The 22,174-nt window shown below is 70.4% G+C and carries 20 protein-coding genes; 3 read left to right on the top strand and 17 right to left on the bottom strand.

The genetic code is table 11. The features are described 5' to 3' along the window. Positions 1-7: 7 nt before the first annotated feature. Positions 8-2,056, bottom strand: coding sequence for a Xaa-Pro dipeptidyl-peptidase (locus tag ADL29_RS26260; protein ID WP_078971297.1), 2,049 nt, complete (start codon positions 2,054-2,056; stop codon positions 8-10). Between the two features lie 130 nt (positions 2,057-2,186). On the opposite strand from ADL29_RS26260, the gene ADL29_RS26255 reads away from it, so the two are divergent. Further along, positions 2,187-3,686 (top strand): M1 family metallopeptidase, encoded by a 1,500-nt coding sequence (locus ADL29_RS26255; protein ID WP_053926063.1) that lies wholly within the window; start codon positions 2,187-2,189, stop codon positions 3,684-3,686. Between the two features lie 64 nt (positions 3,687-3,750). Here ADL29_RS26255 and ADL29_RS26250 read toward each other — a convergent pair whose 3' ends face one another. After that, positions 3,751-4,602, bottom strand: coding sequence for an oxygenase MpaB family protein (locus tag ADL29_RS26250; protein ID WP_053926062.1), 852 nt, complete (start codon positions 4,600-4,602; stop codon positions 3,751-3,753). Between the two features lie 365 nt (positions 4,603-4,967). Between ADL29_RS26250 and sph the strand changes: the two genes are divergently transcribed. Continuing rightward, the gene (sph, locus tag ADL29_RS26245) at positions 4,968-5,948 is read left to right on the top strand and encodes a sphingomyelin phosphodiesterase (RefSeq protein ID WP_053926061.1); all 981 of its coding nucleotides are present in this window, start codon (positions 4,968-4,970) and stop codon (positions 5,946-5,948) included. 103 nt (positions 5,949-6,051) lie between these two features. On the opposite strand, the gene ADL29_RS26240 is transcribed toward sph, so the two are convergent. From ADL29_RS26240 to ADL29_RS26215, 6 genes are all read right to left on the bottom strand, one after another. Next, positions 6,052-6,702 (bottom strand): response regulator transcription factor, encoded by a 651-nt coding sequence (locus ADL29_RS26240; RefSeq protein WP_053926060.1) that lies wholly within the window; start codon positions 6,700-6,702, stop codon positions 6,052-6,054. Then, the gene (locus tag ADL29_RS26235; RefSeq protein ID WP_053926059.1) at positions 6,666-7,940 is read right to left on the bottom strand and encodes a sensor histidine kinase; all 1,275 of its coding nucleotides are present in this window, start codon (positions 7,938-7,940) and stop codon (positions 6,666-6,668) included. Before ADL29_RS26235 ends, ADL29_RS26240 begins: the two co-directional genes overlap by 37 nt. Continuing rightward, complete coding sequence (locus ADL29_RS26230; RefSeq protein ID WP_245689639.1) at positions 7,930-8,766, bottom strand: CPBP family intramembrane glutamic endopeptidase; 837 nt, start codon at positions 8,764-8,766, stop codon at positions 7,930-7,932. Before ADL29_RS26230 ends, ADL29_RS26235 begins: the two co-directional genes overlap by 11 nt. Positions 8,767-8,874: 108 nt before the next feature. Further along, complete coding sequence (locus ADL29_RS26225) at positions 8,875-9,357, bottom strand: macro domain-containing protein (protein WP_053926057.1); 483 nt, start codon at positions 9,355-9,357, stop codon at positions 8,875-8,877. Positions 9,358-9,518: 161 nt separating this feature from the next. Beyond that, on the bottom strand, positions 9,519-10,982 hold the full coding sequence (locus ADL29_RS26220; protein ID WP_053926056.1) for an amino acid permease: 1,464 nt from the start codon (positions 10,980-10,982) through the stop codon (positions 9,519-9,521). A gap of 109 nt (positions 10,983-11,091) precedes the next feature. Further along, the gene (locus ADL29_RS26215) at positions 11,092-11,445 is read right to left on the bottom strand and encodes a hypothetical protein (RefSeq protein ID WP_211274393.1); all 354 of its coding nucleotides are present in this window, start codon (positions 11,443-11,445) and stop codon (positions 11,092-11,094) included. A gap of 156 nt (positions 11,446-11,601) precedes the next feature. On the opposite strand from ADL29_RS26215, the gene ADL29_RS26210 reads away from it, so the two are divergent. Next, entirely contained in the window at positions 11,602-12,351 is a 750-nt protein-coding gene (locus ADL29_RS26210; RefSeq protein WP_053926054.1) for a MerR family transcriptional regulator, read from the top strand. Positions 12,352-12,384: 33 nt separating this feature from the next. On the opposite strand, the gene ADL29_RS26205 is transcribed toward ADL29_RS26210, so the two are convergent. The 9 genes from ADL29_RS26205 to ADL29_RS45485 all read right to left on the bottom strand — a co-directional run bounded on the left by ADL29_RS26205 (position 12,385) and on the right by ADL29_RS45485 (position 22,063). Then, on the bottom strand, positions 12,385-14,589 hold the full coding sequence (locus ADL29_RS26205) for a 3-hydroxyacyl-CoA dehydrogenase NAD-binding domain-containing protein (RefSeq protein ID WP_053926053.1): 2,205 nt from the start codon (positions 14,587-14,589) through the stop codon (positions 12,385-12,387). Positions 14,590-14,622: 33 nt separating this feature from the next. Beyond that, positions 14,623-15,837, bottom strand: coding sequence for an acetyl-CoA C-acetyltransferase (locus tag ADL29_RS26200; protein ID WP_046924894.1), 1,215 nt, complete (start codon positions 15,835-15,837; stop codon positions 14,623-14,625). Positions 15,838-15,918: 81 nt separating this feature from the next. Continuing rightward, complete coding sequence (locus tag ADL29_RS26195) at positions 15,919-17,061, bottom strand: acyl-CoA dehydrogenase family protein (RefSeq protein WP_053926133.1); 1,143 nt, start codon at positions 17,059-17,061, stop codon at positions 15,919-15,921. A 27-nt stretch (positions 17,062-17,088) separates the two neighbouring features. After that, positions 17,089-18,114, bottom strand: a complete 1,026-nt coding sequence (locus ADL29_RS26190) for an LLM class F420-dependent oxidoreductase (protein ID WP_053926052.1) — start codon at positions 18,112-18,114, stop codon at positions 17,089-17,091. Beyond that, on the bottom strand, positions 18,114-19,271 hold the full coding sequence (locus ADL29_RS26185) for a CaiB/BaiF CoA transferase family protein (protein WP_211274392.1): 1,158 nt from the start codon (positions 19,269-19,271) through the stop codon (positions 18,114-18,116). Before ADL29_RS26185 ends, ADL29_RS26190 begins: the two co-directional genes overlap by 1 nt. Before the next feature lie 226 nt (positions 19,272-19,497). Then, entirely contained in the window at positions 19,498-19,875 is a 378-nt protein-coding gene (locus tag ADL29_RS26180) for an MmcQ/YjbR family DNA-binding protein (RefSeq protein ID WP_046930525.1), read from the bottom strand. 241 nt (positions 19,876-20,116) lie between these two features. Continuing rightward, entirely contained in the window at positions 20,117-21,598 is a 1,482-nt protein-coding gene (locus ADL29_RS26175) for a sialate:H+ symport family MFS transporter (protein WP_053926050.1), read from the bottom strand. Further along, positions 21,595-21,858 carry a hypothetical protein gene (locus tag ADL29_RS45490; RefSeq protein ID WP_053926049.1) on the bottom strand — a complete coding sequence of 88 codons (264 nt, stop codon included), beginning with the start codon at positions 21,856-21,858 and terminating at the stop codon, positions 21,595-21,597. Before ADL29_RS45490 ends, ADL29_RS26175 begins: the two co-directional genes overlap by 4 nt. Continuing rightward, positions 21,740-22,063 (bottom strand): hypothetical protein, encoded by a 324-nt coding sequence (locus tag ADL29_RS45485; protein ID WP_245689640.1) that lies wholly within the window; start codon positions 22,061-22,063, stop codon positions 21,740-21,742. The genes ADL29_RS45490 and ADL29_RS45485 overlap by 119 nt, the downstream gene beginning before the upstream one ends. Positions 22,064-22,174 lie beyond the last annotated feature (111 nt).

Raw genomic sequence — 22,174 nt, 5'->3', positions numbered from 1 at the left:
CGGCCGGTCATCCCGCGGACGGGATGCGGCTGATCGTGCGCGGCGGGACGATTCCGTCCAGCCGTGCGCCGGCGGGGTGCGGCGCGGCGCCCGCCGTGGCGCGGGCGAACGCCGGGGCGCCGCCGACCAGCGGCAGCTCGGCGGCGGTACGCGCCAGATCGAGGGTCAGCTTCGGCCTGGACGACGGCGGGTCGATCAGGCCCGCGTCGGTCCCGGCGACGATCAGCGCGAGACGGTGGCCGGCGGGCACGATGTGATCGCTCGCGGCCAGGTCCAGGGTGATCGTGTACGGCTTGCCCGGGGTGAGCGGGCGGCCCTTGTGCTCGTCCGCGTAATTGCCGAGGTCGGCCCAGCCGCGGCTGAAGACGGTGCCTGCCACCTTCTGGGTGTCGGCGGCGGTCTTCTTGAAGCAGCCGGTGTCGCCCTTGGTGCCGGCGCCCCAGCAGGTGCGCTGGGTGAGGGTGCTGATCCCCTCGCCTTCGGCCCCGTAATTGCGGATGGTGTCCGGGCCGAGATCCACCAGGACGGCGGACAGATGCGCGGTCGAGGTGCTCGGGGTGGCGGTGACGGTCACCTTGCCGGAGCCGGACAGCCGCAGCGGTGCGGACAGCGGGCCGGTGGTGAACCCGGCCTTGGCGGGCGTCGGTTGATCGATGGCCGCGGCCCAGTCGGCCTCACTGAGCTTCGGGTCGTCGGTGAAGGCCGCGGTCGCGCCGTGCGGTGCGGGCTTGCTGCCCAGGACGCCGACGCCCGGGGTGGTGCCGTTGCGGGGCCGCAGGGTGGTCGCCGCCGTACCGGCCGCGGGCCACCGGGCATCGGTGGACCACTTGTCGGGGGCCCGCTCGATGTCCGCCATCGGCTCGCGCTGGATGCCGTTGTCGTAGCCCATCAGATAGTGGTCGAACCACCGGTGCAGGGTTTCCACCCATGCGCCACGCCGGTAGTCGAACGGGTCCACATGCCCGGTCTGGGACAGCCAGACCTTCCGCTCGACGCCGTGCCGGGCGAGCGCGTCCCACCACTGTCCGGCGTGCCGGGTGCGGACGTTGAGGTCCTGCATCCCGTGGACCATGAAGACGCTGGCGCGGACCTTGCCCGCGGCGCGGACGTAGTCGCGCTCGGTCCACAGATCCGTCCAGTCCCCGGTCCGGGGTGCCCCGTCGACCAGCTTCTTCTGTACGGCGCCGCAACGTTTCTGCGCCTCGGGGCTCTCGACCGCCTTCGCGAGCGTGTCGGGGCCGGAGTCGTAGAGCGGGGCGCCCTTGGCGAAGTAGTAGTCGTACCAGGAGGAGATCCCGGCTATCGGGACGATGGTCTTGAGGCCCTTGACCCCGGTGGCCGCGACGCCGTTGGCGATGGTGCCGTCCCAGCTCTTGCCGATCATCCCGGTGCTGCCGTTGGACCAGCCGGCGGCGACGGGTCTGCCTCCCGTACGGGCGGAATAGGCGCGCCCTCTGCCGCCCAGCCAGTCGACCACGGCCTTCGCCGACTGGATGTCGGAGCGTCCGCCGATGTCGATGCAGCCGTCCGAGCGGTTGGTGCCCGCCAGATCGACCAGCACGGTCGCATAGCCGCGCGGCACGAAGTAGTTGTCATAGAAAAGGGGGAACTGGACCGGGCGGCCCTTGTCGTCGTAGGTCTTCTTCTGGCTCTCGTTACCGCGTCCGCAGCAGGAGTAGTAAGGACTGGCGTCCATGATCACCGGTATGCGGCGGCCCTGCTGGGCGGGTTCGCGGGGCCGCACAATGTCGACGGCGACCCGGTCGGTCCTGCCGTCCGTGTCGCCGTCCAGCCGGGTGTCCACCCAGACCGTCTCGCGGATCGCATGGTCGTAGGAGTACACGGGTCTGCTCCCGCCGGGCGCCGAAGACGCCGCGGCAGCGCCCGCGTTCGGGCTGATGAGCAGGGGCAACAGGGCGACGGTGGCCGCCCATGCGAAGACTTTCCAAGGGATGCGGGGTTTCCGCGCACGTATGGTCACGGGCGGACGGTAGCGCGGGTCAACTCCCGTACAGAAGGGGGCCTTGCGGGTCCGTGTCCATGAGATGTCGGTCATGTGTCGGATGCGGCCATGGACATGACGATGACCATGATGAGTACATAGGGTCGCGTACATGGGGGTCCCGTACAGGGGGTCCCGGAATCAGGGCCCAAGAGATCCCTCTCCCCACCGACTTGGAGGACTCGTGCGTCACAGACTTATCGTCCCGGGTGCGGCCGTGCTCAGCCTGCTGCTGGCGATCCCGGCATCGGCTGCCAGCTTCGAACCCGGGGCGCCGGGGGTGGGCGACAGCTACTACCCGCAGAGCGGAAACGGCGGGTACGACGTGTCCCACTACGACCTGCGGCTCAAGTACCAGCCGAAGACGGATCTCCTGGAGGGCACGGCGACCCTGCTCGCCACGACCACCCAGGACCTCTCCCGCTTCAACCTGGACTTCGGCCTCAAGGTCAGCGAGATCCGGGTCAACGGCAAGAAGGCCGCCTTCACCACCTCCGGCAAGCACGAGCTGGAGGTCACTCCGGCCGCACCGCTGGAGAAGGGCAAGCAGATCACCGTCGTGGTCCGCTATGCGGGCAAGCCCTCCGAGGTGAAGATCGACGGATACTCCGGCTGGGCGCGTACGCCCGACGGCGGTGTGGTGGCGCAGGAGCCGGACGCCGCCGTGTGGTGGTACCCGAGCAATGACCACCCCACCGACAAGGCGACGTACGACATCTCGGTGGCGGTCCCGGACGGCACCCAGGCGCTCAGCAACGGTGTGCTGCTGTCCGAGACCTCCAAGCTCGGCTGGACGCGCTACAACTGGCGCTCGGACAAGCCGCAGTCGACGTATCTGACCACGCTCGCGGTCGGCAAGTTCGACATCACCAAGGACACCACCGCCAACGGCCTGCCGGTCATCAACGCCGTCAGCAAGGACCTGGGCAGCAACGCGGGCGCGGCGAAGGCCAGCATCGAGCGCACGGCCGAGGTCGTGGAGTGGGAGGAGGGCATCTTCGGCCCCTACCCCTTCAACGCGCTGGGCGGCTACGTGCCGAACGTACCGGCCGGGTACGCGCTGGAGACCCAGACCCGCCCGTTCTACGGATCGAAGGCGTTCGACAAGGGCGCCAACGTCTCCGTGGTCGTGCACGAGCTGGCACACCAGTGGTACGGCGACAGCGTGTCCCTCAAGGACTGGAAGGACATCTGGGTCCACGAGGGCTTCGCCCGCTACTCCCAGTGGCTGTGGTCGGAGAAGGAGGGCGAGGGCACCGCGCAGGAGCTCGCCGACTACGTCTACCAGCAGCACCCGGCCGACGACCCGTTCTGGAAGGTCAAGCCGGGCAACCCCGGCGCGGAGAATCAGTTCGACATCGCGGTCTACGACCGTGGGGCGCTGGCCCTCCAGGCGCTCCGTAACAAGGTCGGTGACAAGGTCTTCTTCGGTCTCCTGAAGTCCTGGCCGACGGAGAACAAGTACGGCAACGCCTCGGTGGCCGACTTTGTGAAGTTCGCGGAGAAGAAGTCCGGGAAGAAGCTCGGCGAGTTCTTCGACACCTGGCTGTTCCAGGCCGCGAAGCCGTCCGTGGGGGCGGCCAAGGGCGTCACGATAGACACGCGGAAGGCGCCGGTGGCGCAGCCGAAGTCGTGGAAGTCGATCGCGGCCACGAACCATGTGCACGAGGCGCACGGGCACTGAGTGGGTGCTTAGTGAGCAGTGAGTGAGGGGCCGGGGGCTTGACGTCCCCGGCCCCTCCGCTGTGTCAGCCGCGCGCCGCCCGGCGTGCCCGGCGCGCGAGCGGCAGATAGCGAAGCCGCTCCGGAAGCACCGGGACCACCACCCGCACCACCCGTCCGAAGCGACGCAGCCGGCGCTCCTGCTCATCGGTCCACTCCAGGCCGATGGCGCGCCGCGCGTCCGGTGGCATCAGCCCGACGGTGACGAAGCGCCGCAGCCGGGCGAAGCGTGGGGAGACCCAGGGCCACGTCAGCCGGAGCAGCGTCAGAAGCCACCGCGGGCCCCGGTCGGGCACCGGTATCGGCCCTTCGGGTGCGATCAACTCCCGTACCACAGTGTTCTGTTCGAGTTCCTCGTCAAGGACCTTGCGGTAGTAGGGCCAGAACTCCTCGATCGTCTGCGGCATATCGCGGTCGTGGATGCCCAGGATCCGGCCGACCTGCAGCCACTCCGCGTACAGCTGCCGCTCCTGCGCCTCGGTGAAGGGGCGGCCGAGGTAGCGCTGCGCATGCCGGAAGACGGGGTAGCCGGTGGCGTGCACCCAGGCGTAGTAGGCGGGGCTGAGCGCGTGGTATTTGCGGCCGTGCGCATCGGTGCCCTGGATGGTCTTGTGCAGCCGCCGCAGCCGGCGCCCCTCCTCGGCGGCCTGCTCGCCGCCGTACACCCACATCTGGAGGGAGACCAGGGAGCGCTCGCCGCGCCCCCACGGGTCGGTGCGGAATACGGAGTGATCGTCGACGCCCGCGCCCACTGCCGGGTGTGCGACCTGCATGGTCAGCGCGGCGGGCAGGGTCAGCAGCATGCGGATGTCGCCGACCAGCGACCAGAGGACCCCTCCGGGCGGTGGGGGCAGCGGATCCGTTCGCTCGGATGCCATCGCGCTTCGTTCTTCGGAATGCATTGCGCTTCGTTCTGATTTCATCCCGTTAATCATCATACGACTCCCCGCAGGGCTCCCCCAGGGCCGGCGGGCACGGGGATCCGTCCCCGGTCGAGGGGTGTCCCGGTACGCCGGGAACAGGGCCGGAGCGATCCGCAGCGGCGGCGGCACCAACCCCCGCCCACGGAGCCGCAGTTCGGCGGCTGCCGCCTCGACCACGGCCGCGGCCGGTGCCTCTCCCCTCAATCCTCGCCGATGTCTCCCTCCCCTCAATCTCCTTCCCCCCAGATGGTTACCTCGAAGTAACCTCAGCTGATTGGATGAGCGTCACCGGATCACGCCCCACCCCACAGGGAGTTCCCGTGTCGCACTCAGCGCTGCGCACGTCCCGGGCCGCCGCGATAGCCGCAGCCCTGGCCGCCGTCGCCCTCACCACCGCAGCACCCGCGGCGTCGGCCGCCGAAACGCCCCGTCTGAAGGTGCTCACCTACAACGTCTTCATGATGAGCAAGAACCTGTATCCCAACTGGGGCCAGGACCACCGCGCGCAGGCGATTCCGGCCGCGGACTTCTTCCAGGGCAACGACGTCGTCGTCCTCCAGGAAGCCTTCGACAACTCCTCCTCCGACGCCCTGAAGTCCAACGCCTCGGCGCAGTACCCGCACCAGACCCCGGTCGTCGGCCGCAGCAAGGACGGCTGGGACGCCACCGGCGGCGCCTACTCGACCGTCACCCCGGAGGACGGCGGGGTGACGCTGCTGAGCAAGTGGCCGATCCTGCGCAAGGAGCAGTACATCTACAAGGACGCCTGCGGTGCGGACTCCTATTCCAACAAGGGCTTCGTCTATGCGGTGCTGGACGTGAACGGCACCAAGGTGCACGTGGTCGGCACGCACACCCAGTCCACCGACTCGGGCTGCAAGGCGGGCGAGGCGGCCGCCGACCGCGCCAAGCAGCTCAAGGAGGTCGATGCCTTCCTCGACGCCAAGAACATTCCGGCGGACGAGGAGGTCATGCTCGCCGGCGACCTGAACATCGACTCGCACAGCGAGGAGTACAGCGCGCTGCTCGGCAACGCCGACGTGGCCCCGGCCGACAGCCGCACCGGCCACCTGTACTCCTTCGACACCCAGGAGAACTCCATCGCGAAGTACCGCTACCCGGACGATCCTCGCGAGGACCTGGACTACGTCCTCTACCGCAACGGTCATGCCCGCCCCTCGGGCTGGCAGAACGGCGTGGTCAAGGAGCAGTCGGCGCCCTGGACGGTCTCCAGCTGGGGCAAGGACTACACCTACACCAACCTCTCCGACCATTACCCGGTGATCGGCTCCGTCGGCTAGTCGGCCGTGCGGCCGCACCGGACCGGGTGCGGCCGTCCGTTGTCCGGCAGCGCGTCGGGCTCTCCTTCGGCAGCCCGGCGCGCTGTCCGGTGAACACGGCGTCCTAGCGCTTGAGATAGGCCAGCACGGCCAGCACCCTGCGGTTGTCGTCCGCCGACGGGTGGATCCGGAGCTTGGTGAAAATGCTTGCGGTGTGCTTGGCGACGGCGCTCTCGCTGATGTGCAGGCCGGCGGCGATGGCCGCGTTGGACCGGCCCTCGGCCATCAGCTCGAGGACATCCCGCTCACGCTGGGTCAGGCCGCCGATCGTGCCCCGGGCGTCGCTGCGCGACAGCAGCCGGGCGATGACCTGAGGGTCCATCACCGTGCCTCCGGCAGCCACCCGGCGGACCGCGTCGATGAACTGCCCGGTGTGGGTGACCCGGTCCTTGAGCAGATACCCGACGCCTCCCTCGCCGCCGGCCAGCAGCTCGTTCGCGTACAGCTGGTCGACGTACTGGGAGAGTATGAGGACGGGCAGTCCGGGCCGCCGGCGACGGGCTTCGAGTGCGGCCTGCAGCCCCTCGTCGGTGAAGGTCGGCGGCAGCCGCACATCGACGACGGCGGCATCCGGTGCCGCGTCCCCCTCCTCGAGGAGCGCACGCAGCAGCGACGGGCCGTTGTCCACCGCGACGACCTCGCAGCCGTGCTCCTGAAGGGTGCGTATCAGCCCGTCTCTCAGGAGGAACAGGTCTTCGGCGAGGACAACGCGCACGGAATCTCCATCGTCACGGTGGTCGGTCCGCCCTGCGGACTGTGCAGGTCGAGGGTGCCGTCGAAGGTATCCAATCGCTGTCGCACACCGGCCAGCCCGGTGCCCCGTGAGGGGTCGGCGCCGCCGTGACCGTCGTCGGTGACGGTTGCGCGCAGCAGCCCGTTCTCGTGGGTCAGGACGATGCCGACCTCGCGGGCCCCGGAGTGCTTCGCCGCGTTCGTCAGCGCCTCGCTCACCGCGAAGTAGGCGGCGGACTCGACCGGTGCCGGGAGGCGGCCCGGCAGCCGGGTCTCGACGTGGACGTCGAGGAAGCTGTCGAGCGCCAGCGACCGGACGGCGTCGCCCAGGCCCCGGTCGGCGAGGACCGGCGGGTGGATGCCGTGCACCAGGTTGCGCAGGTCCTGCAGGGCGCCCTCGGACGTTCGGCGGACGTCCAGCAGGAGCTCGCGCGCCGCCGCCGGGTCCGTCTCCATCAGCCGGGTGGCGCGGTCCAGCGTCATCCCCAGGGCGACCAGCCGGGCCTGTGCGCCGTCGTGCAAGTTCCGCTCGATGCGCCGCAGTTCGGCGGCCTGGGTGTCCAGGGCCCTGGCACGGGTGCCGGCGAGCCGCTCGACGCGCCGGGCGAGCTGGACGCTGCGCGACGCGGAAAGCAGCGGTCGGCTCACCCGGGCGTGCAGCCGGAGCGTGGCGGGGGCGGCAAGCAGTCCGGCAGCCATGAAGGCAAGGCCCAGCAAAAGGGCGGCACACATGGTGGCGGTGCTGTGCACGGGGACGAATGCGTACCAGTTGCCGTCGTTGATGAGCCGCCAGACGAACGGCTGCACCAGTGCGCCGAACACCCCGTACTCGACCAGGGCGAGGGGTACGGCGACGAGGAGGCCGCCGGTCACCGGCTCCAGCCAGGCCCACGCCAGGTCGCGCCAGAACCCCTCATCGGCGATGATCGCGCCCGACCTCTTGCGGGCGTTGAGGGCACGGTCCGCGGGCAGCGGCTCCGGTGGGCCGATACGGACGCCCGTCCACCGGTCGGCGCGTGAACGGGAACGATCGGACAGTACGCGCAGGGCCCGCGCGGCGGGCGGCAGCAGCCGGAAGCCCACGCCCACGGGCATCAGCAGCAGGGCGAGTACCACCAGCGAGCCCACCGCCGACACCGCGAGGGCATGCAGGCTCGCCAGCTGGCACCGGCCGACGGCGACACAGGCGCGGGAGGCGACCGCACGTGGCTTATCGAACATCGTCCATGATCGGGGGGATCCTAGCCGGTTCCGGTGCCGGTGCCGGTGTTGGTGCCTGTGCCTGTGCCGGTGTTGGTGTTGGTGCCGTCGAGCGTGCCCTGCCCGCGCTCTTCCACGTCCACAGTCCCGCCGCTGCCAGGCACGAGGCGCCGAACAGCACCATCGGGAGCACCGCGCCGGACTCTTCGTCCATGAACAGCAGCATGCCGAGGTTGATCAGAGCGTGAAAGCCCCCTGCGAGCAGCAGCCTGGAAGCCCGCCTCCCTTCAAGGGCCCACCCCATCACCACCGACATGGACACGGCCGCCGTCATGAACGCCCCTGCATACACAGGGTGTCCGGCGAAAATCTGGACGTGCCAGACGCCCCACACCACGCCCACCGCGACCGACGCCGCAAGGGGGCCGAAGCGGGTGAGCAGCAGCGGCTGCAGGAAGCAGCGCCACCCGATCTCCTCGCCACACGCGCCGATCAGCTGTGCCGCGGCGATCAACGCGAACGGGGCGCCCGGCCGCGTGGAGTGCGCGTCCCCGGTGAGCGCCGCGTACGCGCCGACGCTCAGCGCGATGATCAGCGGCGCCGTGACGAGCAGGAGCACCCCCTGACGGCTGCGGCCCGGCACGGGTCCGGCGAGCAGCTCCCGCACGCGCCCCGGCCAGAGCAGCGCGGCAAGGCCCACCCCGAGTGCGGGTCCGAACTGTGTCAGCTGGATGACCTCACTCGGTATCCGGGTCGCGGGCTGGAGTGCGCCCAGCGCTCCGGCCGCCACAAAGGCAACGGTGAGGAACAGGGCCATCGCCCTGATGTCGACGGAATTCCTTCGCATGGCACCGACAATGCCGCCCGGCGGGCCCGCCGCCACTGTGTCTGGATGCCGGGCAGGGGTGTACTCAGATACACCCTCGTGAGGATGGGGGCAGGGCGGGCGCGGGCCTCAGTGGTCGTAGACCGTCACCGGTATGCCGTGTCGGGTGAGCCGCTCGGATATCAGCGGCTCCACCCGGGACCATTTGCCGCCCGCCAGCCCGCAGCCGATCCGTGGCATATGGACCGACGCGCCGAGCTCCTGGGCCTTGGCCGCGACCCGGCCGAGCCCCGCGGCGATGGCTTCGTACCGCACCGGGACGCCCTTGCTGCCCGTACGTATGCCGCGCTGCCCCACGACATTGGCCACCCACAGCCGCTCCCCGACCCGGACGAACTGGGTTGCGCCCAGCCCGAAGTCGTTCCCCGCGCGCTCGCGGTGCCACTTCCGGTAGGCGGCCTCCGGCTCCGGCCAGCGCCGGGAGAGAGCCAGGACGAAGCCCTTGCCCCAGCCGCCGAGGTCGTTGCAGACATGCGTGATGATCTTGACGCCCTTGCCCTGCGGCGCGGTGGCGTCCCCCTTGACGTATGAGATCCCCGTGTTCTCAGTCATGCCTCAACGGTAAGGGCGACCACTGACATCGGGCGGAGGAGGGCAGGCCGGGGGCAAGCCGGGGCCAGGGGCAGGCCGGGGCCGCACAGCGTGAGGGCGGCCGCGGAAGCCCTTGGGCCTCCGCGGCCGCCCTCATCACTCAGGCGTGCGCCGGTGTGCGGCTACTTCGCCGCCTCGCGCTCCTTGGCGATCCGGGCCACCCGGCCGCGGACCGCGTACCAGCCGACGACCAGGGCGGCACCGAGGACCGGGATCAGCATCACGGTCTGCCGGCCGACACCGTCGTCGAACCACATCAGCACGATGACGCCGATGAGGAAGATGATGGTGGCGATATCGGTGACCGGCGTGCCGGGGAGCCGGAAGCGCGGGCGCTCGACCAGGCCCGCCTTCGCCCGGCGGACGAACACCATGTGGCAGATCATGATCGTGCACCAGGTGCTGACGATGCCCAGCGCCGCGATGTTCAGCACGATCTCGAACGCCTGGCCCGGCAGCCAGTAGTTGAGCCCGACACCGAGCACACAGACCGCGGAGGTGAGCATGATGCCGCCGTAGGGCACCTGGTTGCGGTTCATCTTGCCGGCGAACTTCGGCGCGGAGCCCGCCATCGACATCGAGCGCAGAATGCGGCCGGTCGAGTAGAGGCCGGAGTTGAGGCTGGACATCGCCGCGGTCAGCACGACGAGGTTCATCACATCGCCCGCGGCCGGGACACCTACGTTGGACAGCACCGTCACGAAGGGGCTCTCGCCGCCGACGTACTTGTTCCACGGCAGCAGCATCGCCAGCAGGACCACCGAGCCGACGTAGAAGACGCCCACCCGCCACATGATGGAGTTGACGGCCTTGGGCACGACCTTCTTCGGGTCGCCGGTCTCACCGGCGGCGACGCCGACCAGCTCGACGGCGGAGTACGCGAAGACCACGCCCTGGAGCACGATCACCACCGGCAGCAGACCGGTCGGGAAGATTCCGCCGTGGTCGGTGATCAGGCTCAGGCCCGGCGTGTGTCCGCCGACGGGGTGCTGGGTGGCCAGCAGGAAGATGCCGATGAACATGAAGACGACCAGCGCGGCGACCTTGATGATCGCGAACCAGAACTCCATCTCACCGAAGATCTTCACCGAGATCAGGTTGATCGACAGCACGACGGCCAGTGCGATCAGGGCCATCACCCACTGCGGGATGCTGGTGAACAGGCTCCAGTAGTGCGTGTAGAGCGCGATCGCCGTGATGTCGGCGATACCGGTCGTGGACCAGTTGACGACATACATCCAGCCGGCGACGTAGGCGCCCTTCTCACCCAGGAACTCCCGGGCGTACGAGACGAAGGAGCCGGACGACGGGCGGTGCACCACCAGCTCGCCCAGGGCCCGTACGACGAAGAAGGCGAACAGACCGCAGACCGCGTAGGCGACGGCCAGCGCGGGACCGGCGGAGTGGAGACGGCCACCGGCACCGAGGAACAGACCGGTGCCGATCGCCCCGCCGATGGCGATCATGTTGATGTGACGGCCCTTGAGGCCCTTGCTGTAGCCCGCGTCGCCCGCGTCCTGCTGCGCGCCGCTCCCCCCGTCAGTTGACCTCTGGGCTGTCTCAGTGACGGTTTCTGTGGTGCTCACTGCTGGTGGATCTCGCTTTCAAGGCAGAGCCGAGACCGGAACCCGCGGATCGCGCGGTCGGCCGACGGCACACCTTCCTGGAAGTCCGCTCCCCCGTCTGTGCGCGAGATCACATGGCGTAAAAACTTTGTAGGAAGCGACGGTATTTCGCCTCGATCACCCGCCGTCGCAGCGTCAGAGAGGGGGGCAATTCGCCACTCTCCGGACTTCGCTCCTCACTCAGCAGTAACAAGCGCTTCACCTGATCGATGTGATTCAGTCGCGCATCCGCGGCCTCAACGGCCCGCTCGACCTCTTTTCGGACGGCCAGATGCCCGGCCGGCTCCCCGAGTGTCCCCTCGATCCCGTGGCGCGCCGCCCAGACGGGGGCGAGCTCCGCGTCCCGCACCAGCAGCGCGACCAGGTACGGCCGGCCCTCCGGCCCAGAACCGGACCACACCGGGCGGCATCGGCGCGGACGCACTCGCCGTCCACACCAGCCGGTCGAACCCGGCCGGCGCCGGCGGCGGATCCAGCACCTCCGCCTTGACCTGACGGAGGAGTGAGAGCCTGAACTACGGCCCGAACGGGGGGGTCCGGAAGGTTTCACAAGAGTGGTGAGACAGCAATACTGTTGAACATGATGGAGTCCGCCACCGACCTCACGGTCGACGAGCTGGCCGCCCGCGCCGGCGTCACGGTCCGCACCATCCGCTTCTACAGCACCCGCGGACTGCTGCCGCCGCCCGAGATCGGCCCGCGCCGGGTCGGCCGCTACGGACCGGACCATCTCTCGCGGCTCGCGCTGATCGAGGAACTCCAGCATCAGGGCCTGACCCTGTCCGCGATCGAGCGCTATCTGGCGCAGCTGCCGCCCGATCTGAGCGCTCAGGACCTGGCCATCCACCGGGCGCTGGTGGCGAGTTGGGTGCCGGACAAGGCGGAGGACGCGACCCGCGAACAGCTGGAGCGGCGGGTCGGCAGGGATCTGACCGAGGAGGACCTGGACCGGCTGGCGGCCATGAGCGTGCTCGTACGGACCGAGGACCCGCGGGTCTTCCAGGTCGATCCGGGCCTGTTGCATCTCGGGGCGCGGCTGCTGGACGTACCGATCGCGCTGGAGACGATCCTGGCCGCACGCACCGTCGTCATCGAGCACACCCGCTCGGCGGCGCGCGAGCTGAGCCGGCTCTTCAAGGACGAGGTATGGGATCCGTACCGGGACGGCGGGCCGGATGCCGAGGACATGGCGCGGATGAAGTCGCTCTCGGCCCATATGCAGCCGATGGTGGTGCAGGCACTGGTCACCGCCTTCCAGAGGTCGATGAAGCAGGAACTGCGGGAGTGGTTCAGCGAGAACGCGCCCGACCGGACCGAGGGCGAGGGGTGAGGGGCGGGCCGACGGGGCCCGCCCCCACAGTGGTCAGTCGCTGAACTTCTCGCCCTTCTCGGCCTTCTCGACCAGCAGCGGGGACGGCGCGAACCGCTCGCCGTACGCCGCCTCCAGCTCGCGGGCGCGCGCCACGAAGCCGGGCAGGCCGACGAGGTGCTCCCGCCCCGGGCCGCCCTGGTATCCGTTGATGTACTGGATCACGCCGCCGGTCCAGCCGGGGAAGCCGATGCCGAAGAGGGAGCCGATGTTGGCGTCGGCGACCGAGGTCAGCACGCCTTCCTCGAAGCAGCGGACGGTGTCCAGCGCCTCGGAGAACAGCATCCGTTCCTGCATGTCGAGGAACGGGATGCCCGCGCCCTCCTTGGCGAAGTGCTCGCGCAGCCCCGGCCACAGCCCGGCTCGCTTGCCGTCCTCGGCGTAGTCGTAGAAGCCCGCGCCGCCACTGCGGCCGGGCCGTTCGAACTCGTCCACCATGCGGTCGATGACGGCGTCGGCCGGGTGCGGCTGCCAGCTGCCGCCGGCCTCCTCGATCGCCCGCCTGGTCTCGTTACGGATCTTGCGCGGCAGGGTGAGGGTCAGCTCGTCCATCAGGGACAGCACCTTGGCCGGGTAGCCGGCCTGGGCGGCGGCCTGTTCGACGGAGGCCGGGTCGAGGCCCTCGCCGATCATCGCGACGCCTTCGTTGATGAAGTGGCCGATGACGCGCGAGGTGAAGAAGCCGCGGGAGTCGTTGACCACGATCGGGGTCTTCTTGATCTGTCGGACCAGGTCGAAGGCGCGGGCCAGGGCCTCGTCGCCGGTGCGCTGGCCCTTGATGATCTCCACCAGCGGCATCTTGTCGACCGGCGAGAAGAAGTGCAGCCCGATGAAGTCCTGGTCGCGCTCGACACCTTCGGCCAGCACCGTGATGGGGAGCGTGGAGGTGTTGGAGCACAGCAGGGCGTCGGGGGCGACGAGGTGCTGGATCTCCTTGAACACCTTGTGCTTGAGCGCGACGTCCTCGAAGACGGCCTCGATGACGGCGTCACAGCCCGCGAGATCCTGCGGGTCGGCGGTGGGCGTGATGCGCGCCAGCAGCTCGTCGCGCTGGGCCTCGGTCGCACGGCCCCGGGACAGCGCCTTGGCGAGCAGGCCCTCGGAGTACGCCTTGCCCTTCTCGGCCGCCTCGGTGGTGACGTCCTTGAGGACGACCTGCATCCCTGCCCGGGCACAGGAATAGGCGATGCCCGCGCCCATCATGCCGGCGCCGAGGACGGCGACCTTCTCGACCTTGCGGGGCTCGATGCCCTTGGGGCGGCTGGCGCCGGAGTTGACGGCCTGCAGGTCGAAGAAGAAGGCCTGGATCATGTTCTTGGAGATCTGGCCGGTGACCAGCTCGACGAAGTAGCGCGCCTCGATGGTCTGGGCGGTCTCGAAGTCGACCTGGGAGCCTTCGACGGCGGCCGCGAGGATGTTGCGCGGTGCGGGGTAGGGCGCGCCGTTGACCTGCTTCTTGAGGTTGGCGGGGAAGGCCGGGAGGTTGGCCGCGAACTTCGGGTGGGCGGGAGTGCCTCCGGGGATCTTGTATCCCTTGACGTCCCAGGGCTGCTGGGATTCGGGGTGGGCGTCGATGAAGGTCCGCGCCTTGGCGATCAGCTCCTCGGGGGTCTCGGCGACCTCATGGACGAGCCCGTTGTCCCTGGCCCGGGTGGCGTTGTACTGGGTGCCCTGGAGCAGCACCTTCAGCAGCGCGTCGGTGATGCCGAGGAGGCGCACCGTGCGGGTGACACCGCCGCCCGCGGGCAGCAGGCCGAGGGTGACCTCGGGCAGGCCGATCTTGGTGCCGGGGGTGTCGAGGGCGATGCGGTGGTGGCAGGCCAGCGCGATCTCGTAGCCGCCGCCCAGTGCCGCGCCGTTGATCGCGGCGACGACGGGCTTGCCGAGGGTCTCGATGCGGCGCAGGTCGCGCTTGATGCCGTTGCCCGCCTCGAAGGCCTGCTGGGCGTGGTCGGGGGTGACGGCGATCAGCTCGCGCAGGTCGCCGCCGGCGAAGAAGGTCTTCTTGGCGGAGGTGAAGACGATGCCGCGGATGCTGTCCTTCTCGGCCTCCAGGCGGTCGGCGACCGCGGTGAGGGAGGCCTTGAAGGCGTTGTTCATGGTGTTGGCGGACTGGTCGGGGTCGTCGAGGACCAGGGTGACGATGCCGGTCTCGTCCTGTTCCCAGCGGATGGTCGACGAGGCAGCGGATTCACTCATGGGTGCGTACTCCGTAGTGGGGTGGGACGAGGGTCAGAGGCGCTCGATGACGGTGGCGATGCCCATGCCGCCGCCGACGCAGAGAGTGGCCAGGCCGTAGCGCTTGTCCTGCCGCTCCAGCTCGTCGATGAGGGTTCCGAGGATCATCGCGCCGGTGGCGCCGAGGGGGTGGCCCAGGGCGATGGCGCCGCCGTTGACGTTGACCTTGTCCAGGCTCAGGCCCATGTCCTTGACGAAGCGCAGCACGACGGCGGCGAACGCCTCGTTGATCTCGACGAGGTCGATGTCGTCGATGGTCAGTCCGGCCTTGGCGAGGGCCTTGCGGCTGGCGGGCGCGGGGCCGGTGAGCATGATCGTCGGCTCGGAGCCGGAGACCGCGGCGGAGACGATCCGGGCCCGCGGGGTCAGGCCGTAGCGCTCGCCGACCTCCTTGGAGCCGATGGCGACCAGCGCCGCGCCGTCCACGATGCCGGAGGAGTTGCCCGCGTGGTGGACGTGGTCGATCTTCTCGACCCAGTGGTACTTCTGCAGGGCCACCGCGTCAAAACCGCCGGCGTCGCCGATGGCGGCGAAGGAGGGCTTGAGACCGGCCAGCGAGTCGGCGGTGGTGCCGGGGCGCGGGTGCTCGTCGCGGTCGAGGACGACCAGGCCGTTGCGGTCGCGTACGGGGACGACGGAGCGCTCGAAGCGGCCGTCCTTCCAGGCCGCGGCGGCCCGCTCCTGGGAGAGCGCGGCGAATTCGTCGACATCGCGCCGGGTGTAGCCCTCGATGGTGGCGATCAGGTCGGCGCTGATGCCCTGGGGGACGAAGCCGGTGTCGAAGTTGGTCATCGGGTCGGCGAACCAGGCGCCGCCGTCGGAGGCCATCGGGACCCGTGACATGGACTCGACACCGCCGGCCAGGACCAGGTCCTCCCAGCCGGAACGCACCTTGGCGGCGGCCATGTTGACCGCCTCGAGGCCGGACGCACAGAAGCGGTTCTCCTGGACGCCGGCGACGGTGTCCGGCAGTCCGGCGGCGATCGCCGCGATCCGGGCGATATCGGAGCCCTGGTCGCCGACCGGGCCGACGACGCCGAGCACGATGTCGTCGACGGCGGCCGGGTCCAGGCCGGGAAAGCGGTTGCGTACTTCGTGGATCAGGCCGACGACCAGGTCGATCGGCTTGGTGCCGTGCAGTGCGCCATTGGCCTTGCCGCGGCCGCGCGGGGTGCGGATCGCGTCGTAGACGTACGCTTCGGTACTCAAGTCAACAAGCCTTTCGGATGAGGGTGAGGCGGGCAGCGGGTGCGGACCGGTGCCGGTCCGGAGACGGTCGGGTGGCCGGGGTCAGCCGAGCAGGGAGCGCCCGATGATCTCCTTCATGATCTCGGTCGTGCCTCCGTAGATCGTCTGGATACGGCCGTCGGTGAAGGCCTTGGCGACGCGGTATTCCGTCATATAGCCGTAGCCGCCGTGGAGTTGGAGGCAGCGGTCGGCAACCCGCTTCTGCAGCTCGGTCGCCCACCACTTGGCCATCGAGGCGTGCACCGCGTCCAGAGCGCCGGCGGCGTGGTCGGCGATGCAGCGGTCCAGGAAGGCGCGGGTGACGGCGCATTCGGTGGCCATCTCGGCTATCTCGAAGCGGATGTGCTGGAGCTTGGCCAGCGGCCGCCCGAAGGCCTCGCGCTCCTTGACGTACCGGCTGGTGATCTCCAGCAGGTGTTCGGCGGCGGCGATCCCGGAGACGGCGATGGTCATGCGCTCCTGGGCGAGATGGGTCATCAGATGGACGAACGCGCCGTTCGGCTCGCCGAGCAGATTCTCCTTCGGTACCCGTACGTCCCGGAAGAACAGCTCGGCGGTGTCCTGCGCCTTCTGGCCGATCTTGTCGAGGTTGCGGCCGCGCTCGAAGCCCTCCATGCCGCGCTCGACGACCAGCAGGCTCAGGCCGTGCGCCCCGCCCTCCGGGGTCGTCTTCGCCACGACGATGACGAGGTCGGCGAGGATCCCGTTGGAGATGAAGGTCTTGGAACCGTTGAGGATCCAGTGGTCGCCGGCGTCCTCGGCGCTGGTGCGGATCCCCTGGAGGTCGGATCCCGCCCCCGGCTCGGTCATGGCGATGGCGGTGATGATCTCGCCGCTGCAGAAGCCGGGCAGCCAGCGGCGCTTCTGCTCCTCGGTGCCGAGCGTCGTCAGATACGGGCCGATGATGTCGTTGTGCAGGCCGACGGCGAGCCCGGCGGCACCGGCCCGGGCGAACTCCTCGGCCAGTACGGCGCTGAAGCGGAAGTCGCTCTGCCCACCGCCGCCGTACTCCTCGGGCACCGCCAGTCCCAGCAGCCCCTGCCGGCCGGCCGCCCGCCAGGCGTCCCGGCTGACGATGCCGTCCTGATCCCATTGCTCGTAATGCGGTGTCACCTCCTTGGCGAGGAAGGTGCGTACGGTCTCCCGGAAGGCGTGGTGCTCCTCGGTGAAGATCTGGCGCGGCATCTGCGCGGTCATCGCTGCGGGCCCTCCTCAGAGCCAGTTCCGGACGGATTCGATCAGCTTCGCGGGCTCGGGCCCTACGGGGTGGACGTTGAGCATCGTCACGCCCGCCTCCCGGAAGGCGGCGATGCGGTCGCGGACGTACCCCTCGGGCCCGCACAGCGACATCAGCTCGCAGAACTCGTCCGGGACGGCCGCCTCGGCCTCCCGCTTCTTCCCGGCGAGGTAGAGCTCCTGGATGGTGTGCGCGGCCTCTTCGTAGCCGTAGGCGACGGCGAGGTCGTGGTAGAAGTTCTTCCCCTTGGCGCCCATCCCGCCGACGTACAGCGCGATCACCGGCCGGGCCAGCTCCCGTACGGCGGCGGCGTCTTCGCCGATGGCCAGCAGGCCCCCGGCGACGGTTTCCAGCGGCCCCAGCGCCGGGTCGCGGCGGGCGGTGCCCTCGGCCAGCGGGGCGGCCCATACCTCGGCCGCCTTCTCCGGGATGAAGAGGGTGGGCAGCCAGCCGTCGGCGACCTCGGCGGTCAGCCGGACGTTGGCGGGGCCGAGGGCCGCGACATAGACGGGGATCTCGGGGCGCACCGGCTGGGTGAGGATCTTGAGCGGCTTGCCGAGCCGGCCGCCTTTTCCCTTCGGCAGCGGCATATCGGTGATGCCGCGGTGGTCGATGACCTCGCGGCGCCAGATGCGGCGGCACAGGTCGATGGTCTCGCGGGTGCGGCCCAGGGGCTTGTCGTACGGCTTGCCGTGCCAGCCCTCGACGACCTGCGGGCCGGAGGCGCCCAGGCCCAGCAGCGCCCGGCCGCCGGAGAGCGCGTCCAGCCCGGCGGCGGTCTGGGCGATCAGGGCGGGGGTGCGGGAGTAGACGTTCAGGATCGCCGAGCCGATCTTGGCGCGCTCAGTGCGGGCGGCCAGGAAGCCCATGATCGTCGGTGAGTCGAAGCCATAGGCCTCGGCGACCCAGATGGCGTCCAGCCCCGCCGTTTCCAGGGCGGCGACCTCTTCGGCGGCGCGGCGCGGATCGCCGGCGTACTGGAGCGTGGTGGCGAGTTCCATCAGCCGTCCGCCTCCTGTGGCTCGGTACGGTCCGGGCCGGCGGCCAGGCCCGGGATCCGCCAGTCGCGGGCGATGTCCGCGGTGTCCGCGCCGGGCTGCGCGGGCGGTCGGCGCAGCGTGCCCGGGGTGTGCGAGAAGCGGGGCGCGGGTGCGGGCTGCGTGATGCCGCCGTGGTCGGCGAAGGTGCCGCGGGCGGCGAGATGCGGGTGGTCCGGGGCCTCGCGCAGGGACAGTACGGGCGCGACGCAGGCGTCCGATTCCTCGAAGACGGCGGTCCACTCCTCCCGGGTACGGGTCTTGAAGCGGGCGGCGATGGCGGTGCGGAGTTCGCCCCAGGCGGCGAGGTCGTCCCGGCCGGGCGCCTCGTCCTCGATGCCCAGCAGCCGGATGAATTCGGCGTAGAAGCGCTTTTCGAGCGCGCCGACGGCCATATAGCCGCCGTCCGCGGTCTCGTAGGCACCGTAGAACGGCGTCCCGCCGTCGAGGAGATTCGCACCGCGCCGGTCCTGCCAGCCGCCGGCCGCCAGCATGCCGTGGATCATCGCCGTCAGATGGGCCGTGCCGTCGACGATCGCGGCATCGACGACCTGGCCCCGGCCGCCTTCGGTGCGGGCGTGCTGGAGGGCCGCGAGGACGCCGATGACCAGATAGAGGGAGCCGCCGGCGTAGTCGCCCACCAGGTTGGCGGGGATGGCGGGCGGGCCGTCCGGCGGGCCGATCATGCCGAGGGCGCCCGTGATGGCGATATAACCGATGTCGTGCCCCGCGGTGCCGGCGAGCGGGCCCTGCTGGCCCCAGCCGGTCATCCGGCCGTAGACCAGACGGGGGTTACGGGCCAGGCACTCCTCGGGGCCGATGCCGAGCCGCTCGGCCACACCGGGGCGGTACCCCTCGATCAGCACATCGGCGCGCTCGGCCAGATCGAGGACCCGGGCCACGCCCGCGGGGTCCTTGAGGTCCACCTGCACCGAGCGTTTGTTGCGGTTGGTGATGTCGTACGCCGGGTCGATGCGCAGCCCGGCGCCTCCGGGGCGGTCGACGCGGACCACGTCCGCGCCGAGGTCGGCCAGCAGCATGGCGGCGAACGGGCCGGGGCCGATGCCCGCGAGCTCGACCACCCGCACCCCGCTCAGCGGGCCGTTACCTGACTCAGCCATCGCGCCCCCCTGTCCTGAGCCGCTCTCCGAAAGCCACTGTGACACTTCTGATGTAACACCCGCGATGTTAAGAACGTGTTCCACTTTCCACAAGCCCCCCGAGCGGTTTCCGCAAGCGGTTCCCACCTGCCTCGGAGTCACCTGCCTGCCACCGGAAAAGGCCCGCGCCGACGATGCTCAACTGCCATCGCCGTCACGGGCCTTGTGCGCTGCCGCCGCTGCGCCGCTACACCCCGTCGAGCTCGGCGATGAGCTTCTTCGGGGCTATGACGCGGTAGGACTCCTCCGTCCAGTCGCAGAGCAGCTCGGCGGCCGGCGCGGCCCGCTCCGCCAGCGGAATCCGCACCCAGCCGGCCTTGCCCAGGCCGTAGCCCGCGGGCTCGGCGCCGGGCGAGGTGAGCGCATGGGCATGCGCCTCCGGGTCCCTGAGCTTGACGGTGATCCCCGGCTGACTGCCGTCCTCGACGCCGAGAAAGACGAAGACCTTCTTGTTGACCTTGATGACGCTCTCGCCCCACGGAAACTCCTCCACCGCTCCGGGCAGCCCCAGCGCAAACGTCCGCACCCGCTCCCGCACCGCCGCCGGACCCGCCGTGCTCGCCATGCGCTCCTCCACGTCCGTTCCCCCTCCCGCACCGCGCGGTGCCGTCTCCGGCGTGTCCCGCGCACGCCGTCCGATCGCATTCCACGCTAACCGCGACCACTGACAACGGCCCGCGGAGCGCCGGACGCGGGGCCGACGGAGGGACATGGCAACCCGGACTCCCGGGCGGACATTGGCGAGGGGGACCCACGGGGCTGCTCCGTCCGGAACCGGCCGCAGCACGGCGTACCGCGCCGGCCGCCTATACGGACCCGGCCGATGCCCCCTCGGCCTGCGGTGGTCCGGCTCCCCCGGCCGCCGGCGCCAGGTGATCATCGGGCGCGTCACGGTCCACCAGACGGGCCAGTCGCCGCGGAACGTCCCCGCCCACCAGGATGATGACGAGAAGCGTCAGCCCGAAGGTGAGCACCGCCAGCGCCCGCCCCAGGGACATCCCCTCCGCGAGCCGCGCCCCCAGGACCGGCGCCACCGCGCCGCCCAGGGCCCCGACGTTGTAGACGAAGCCGAGCGAGGCGGCGCGGGTCGCGGTCGGGAAATGGCCGGCGATGTACTTCGGCAGGATGCCGGAGATCCCCTGACTCAGCGCCAGCAGCCCGAACAGCAGCACCCCGAGCCCCACCAGGCTGTTCCGGACCGCGAAGACCGGGAAGACGAAGGTGAGGGAGGCCAGCAGGGTGCACGCGTACGCCCGCCGGGTGCCCAGCCAATCCCCGACGAACCCCGCCAGCCAGCAGCCCGCCATGGTGCCGAAGCCCGCGAAGAACATGACGTCGGTGACCTGCTCGGCGGTGTACCCGAGGTCGGTCTTGAGATAGGTGGGCAGCAGTGCCTGGACGGGCCAGCTGTACAGGAAGGCGCAGAACACCGTCGCCATCAGGGCCACATACCGCAGCCATCCCTTACGGCCGCCGAGCTGCACCGCGAAGGCGATCAGACACAGCGCCGCGAGGACGGACAGCCAGGGGACATGTCCCTCCCCCACCGGCGTGAAGACGCAGAACAGCGCGCCCGAGGCGGCCACTGTCAGCGCGGCGTTGCACCAGGAGCGCAGGCGCCCGGTGAACAACGGCCGGAACGGATTCGGACGTTCCGGCCGCGCGCCGGCCGCGGCGGAGCCGATCTCGGCCTCCCATGCGCCGGCTTCCGGCAGCGATCTGCGGACCCAGAGCGCCACCAGGACGGGCAGCACACCGATCCAGAACATCCAGCGCCAGCCCCAGTGGGGAACCACCCACCCGTAGAGCTCGGCGGCCAGGACGCTGCCGCCCGCGTAACCGGAGATCAGAAATCCGGAGGCGCGGTTACGCAGCCTGGCGGGCCAGCTCTCCAGCACATACGTCACGCTGGCGCTGTACTCCCCCGCCATGCCCAGGCCGATCACCAGCCGCGCGACGAACAGGCTGGTGTAGCCCCAGGCGAATCCGCAGGCGAAGGTGCCGAGGGAGTAGAGCAGAATGCTGGTGATCATGGCGGGCTTGCGGCCGTAGCGGTCGCCCATCGCGCCCAGTACGGCCCCGCCCAGCCACCGGGTGATGAAGGCGCCGGAGATGAGCGAGGCGGCGGTGGCGGTGTCCAGGTGGAACGCGTCGGCGATCTCGGTCAGGACGAGGGTGATCAGGACGAAGTCGAAGCCGTCGAGGAGATAGCCGATCCAGGCGGCGGCCATCGCCTTCCACTGGCGCGGGGTCGCCTCCCGGTACCAGGGCACGGGGCGCGTCGTCACAGCAGTCCTGCCTCCTCCGTCAGCCGGCGGACGGTTCGGTTGGCCGCGTCGTCCAGCGGCAGCTGCGGGGCCGCGGCGGCCGGGCTGCCGATGACGCCGGGCAGATACAGCGCCGCCTCGAAGGCACCGATGGTGGACGCGCTACGCCCCCTGTCCGCTTCGTCCCCGACGCCCGTGGCGGCGGACAGGGCGGCCGGGCAGTCCCGTGCGGCGGCCTCCGCACTCCGCCGGCCGGCCCTGACGTGCGCGCAGAGCCGCACAGAGCCGGCCGGATCGGCGTCCCCGGCCCCGGTACGACACCATGCGCACCGGCCGGCAGGGCCCCGTCCACGGAGAGCTCGGCCACGGTCGCAAGCACCGTGTCGGCGGGGGCAGCCGGCCGCGCGTGGTCTCGACGACCGTCTCGTTGACGGTCCGACGTCGGACGTCCGACAAGTGGGCGGCCTCCCCGGTGGCACCGAGCACGAAGAGGCCGTCCGCCCCGGCGTCCACCAGATGCTCGGTGCGTGACCCCGCTGAGCGGTGCGGGGAGGGGCGTGGAAGGGGGCATCGCGTCCGGCTTTCTGCCGTACGGTC

It is taken from the genome of Streptomyces chattanoogensis (assembly GCF_001294335.1).
In the GTDB taxonomy this organism is placed as follows: domain Bacteria; phylum Actinomycetota; class Actinomycetes; order Streptomycetales; family Streptomycetaceae; genus Streptomyces; species Streptomyces chattanoogensis.
Note: the sequence above shows the minus strand (reverse complement) of the source record. Positions and strands in the feature narration are given on the sequence as shown.

Coding starts and splice junctions, on each gene's coding strand:
- ADL29_RS26250 (WP_053926062.1), bottom strand. CDS start 4,602: ATGGCATCCGAGCGAACGGATCCGCTGCCCCCACCGCCCGGAGGGGTC.
- ADL29_RS26230 (WP_245689639.1), bottom strand. CDS start 8,766: ATGCGAAGGAATTCCGTCGACATCAGGGCGATGGCCCTGTTCCTCACC.
- ADL29_RS26260 (WP_078971297.1), bottom strand. CDS start 2,056: ATGACCGACATCTCATGGACACGGACCCGCAAGGCCCCCTTCTGTACG.
- ADL29_RS26185 (WP_211274392.1), bottom strand. CDS start 19,271: ATGGCTGAGTCAGGTAACGGCCCGCTGAGCGGGGTGCGGGTGGTCGAG.
- ADL29_RS26205 (WP_053926053.1), bottom strand. CDS start 14,589: ATGAGTGAATCCGCTGCCTCGTCGACCATCCGCTGGGAACAGGACGAG.
- ADL29_RS26195 (WP_053926133.1), bottom strand. CDS start 17,061: ATGCCGCGCCAGATCTTCACCGAGGAGCACCACGCCTTCCGGGAGACC.
- ADL29_RS26210 (WP_053926054.1), top strand. CDS start 11,602: ATGATGGAGTCCGCCACCGACCTCACGGTCGACGAGCTGGCCGCCCGC.
- ADL29_RS26225 (WP_053926057.1), bottom strand. CDS start 9,357: ATGACTGAGAACACGGGGATCTCATACGTCAAGGGGGACGCCACCGCG.
- ADL29_RS26235 (WP_053926059.1), bottom strand. CDS start 7,940: ATGTTCGATAAGCCACGTGCGGTCGCCTCCCGCGCCTGTGTCGCCGTC.
- ADL29_RS26190 (WP_053926052.1), bottom strand. CDS start 18,114: ATGGAACTCGCCACCACGCTCCAGTACGCCGGCGATCCGCGCCGCGCC.
- ADL29_RS26180 (WP_046930525.1), bottom strand. CDS start 19,875: ATGGCGAGCACGGCGGGTCCGGCGGCGGTGCGGGAGCGGGTGCGGACG.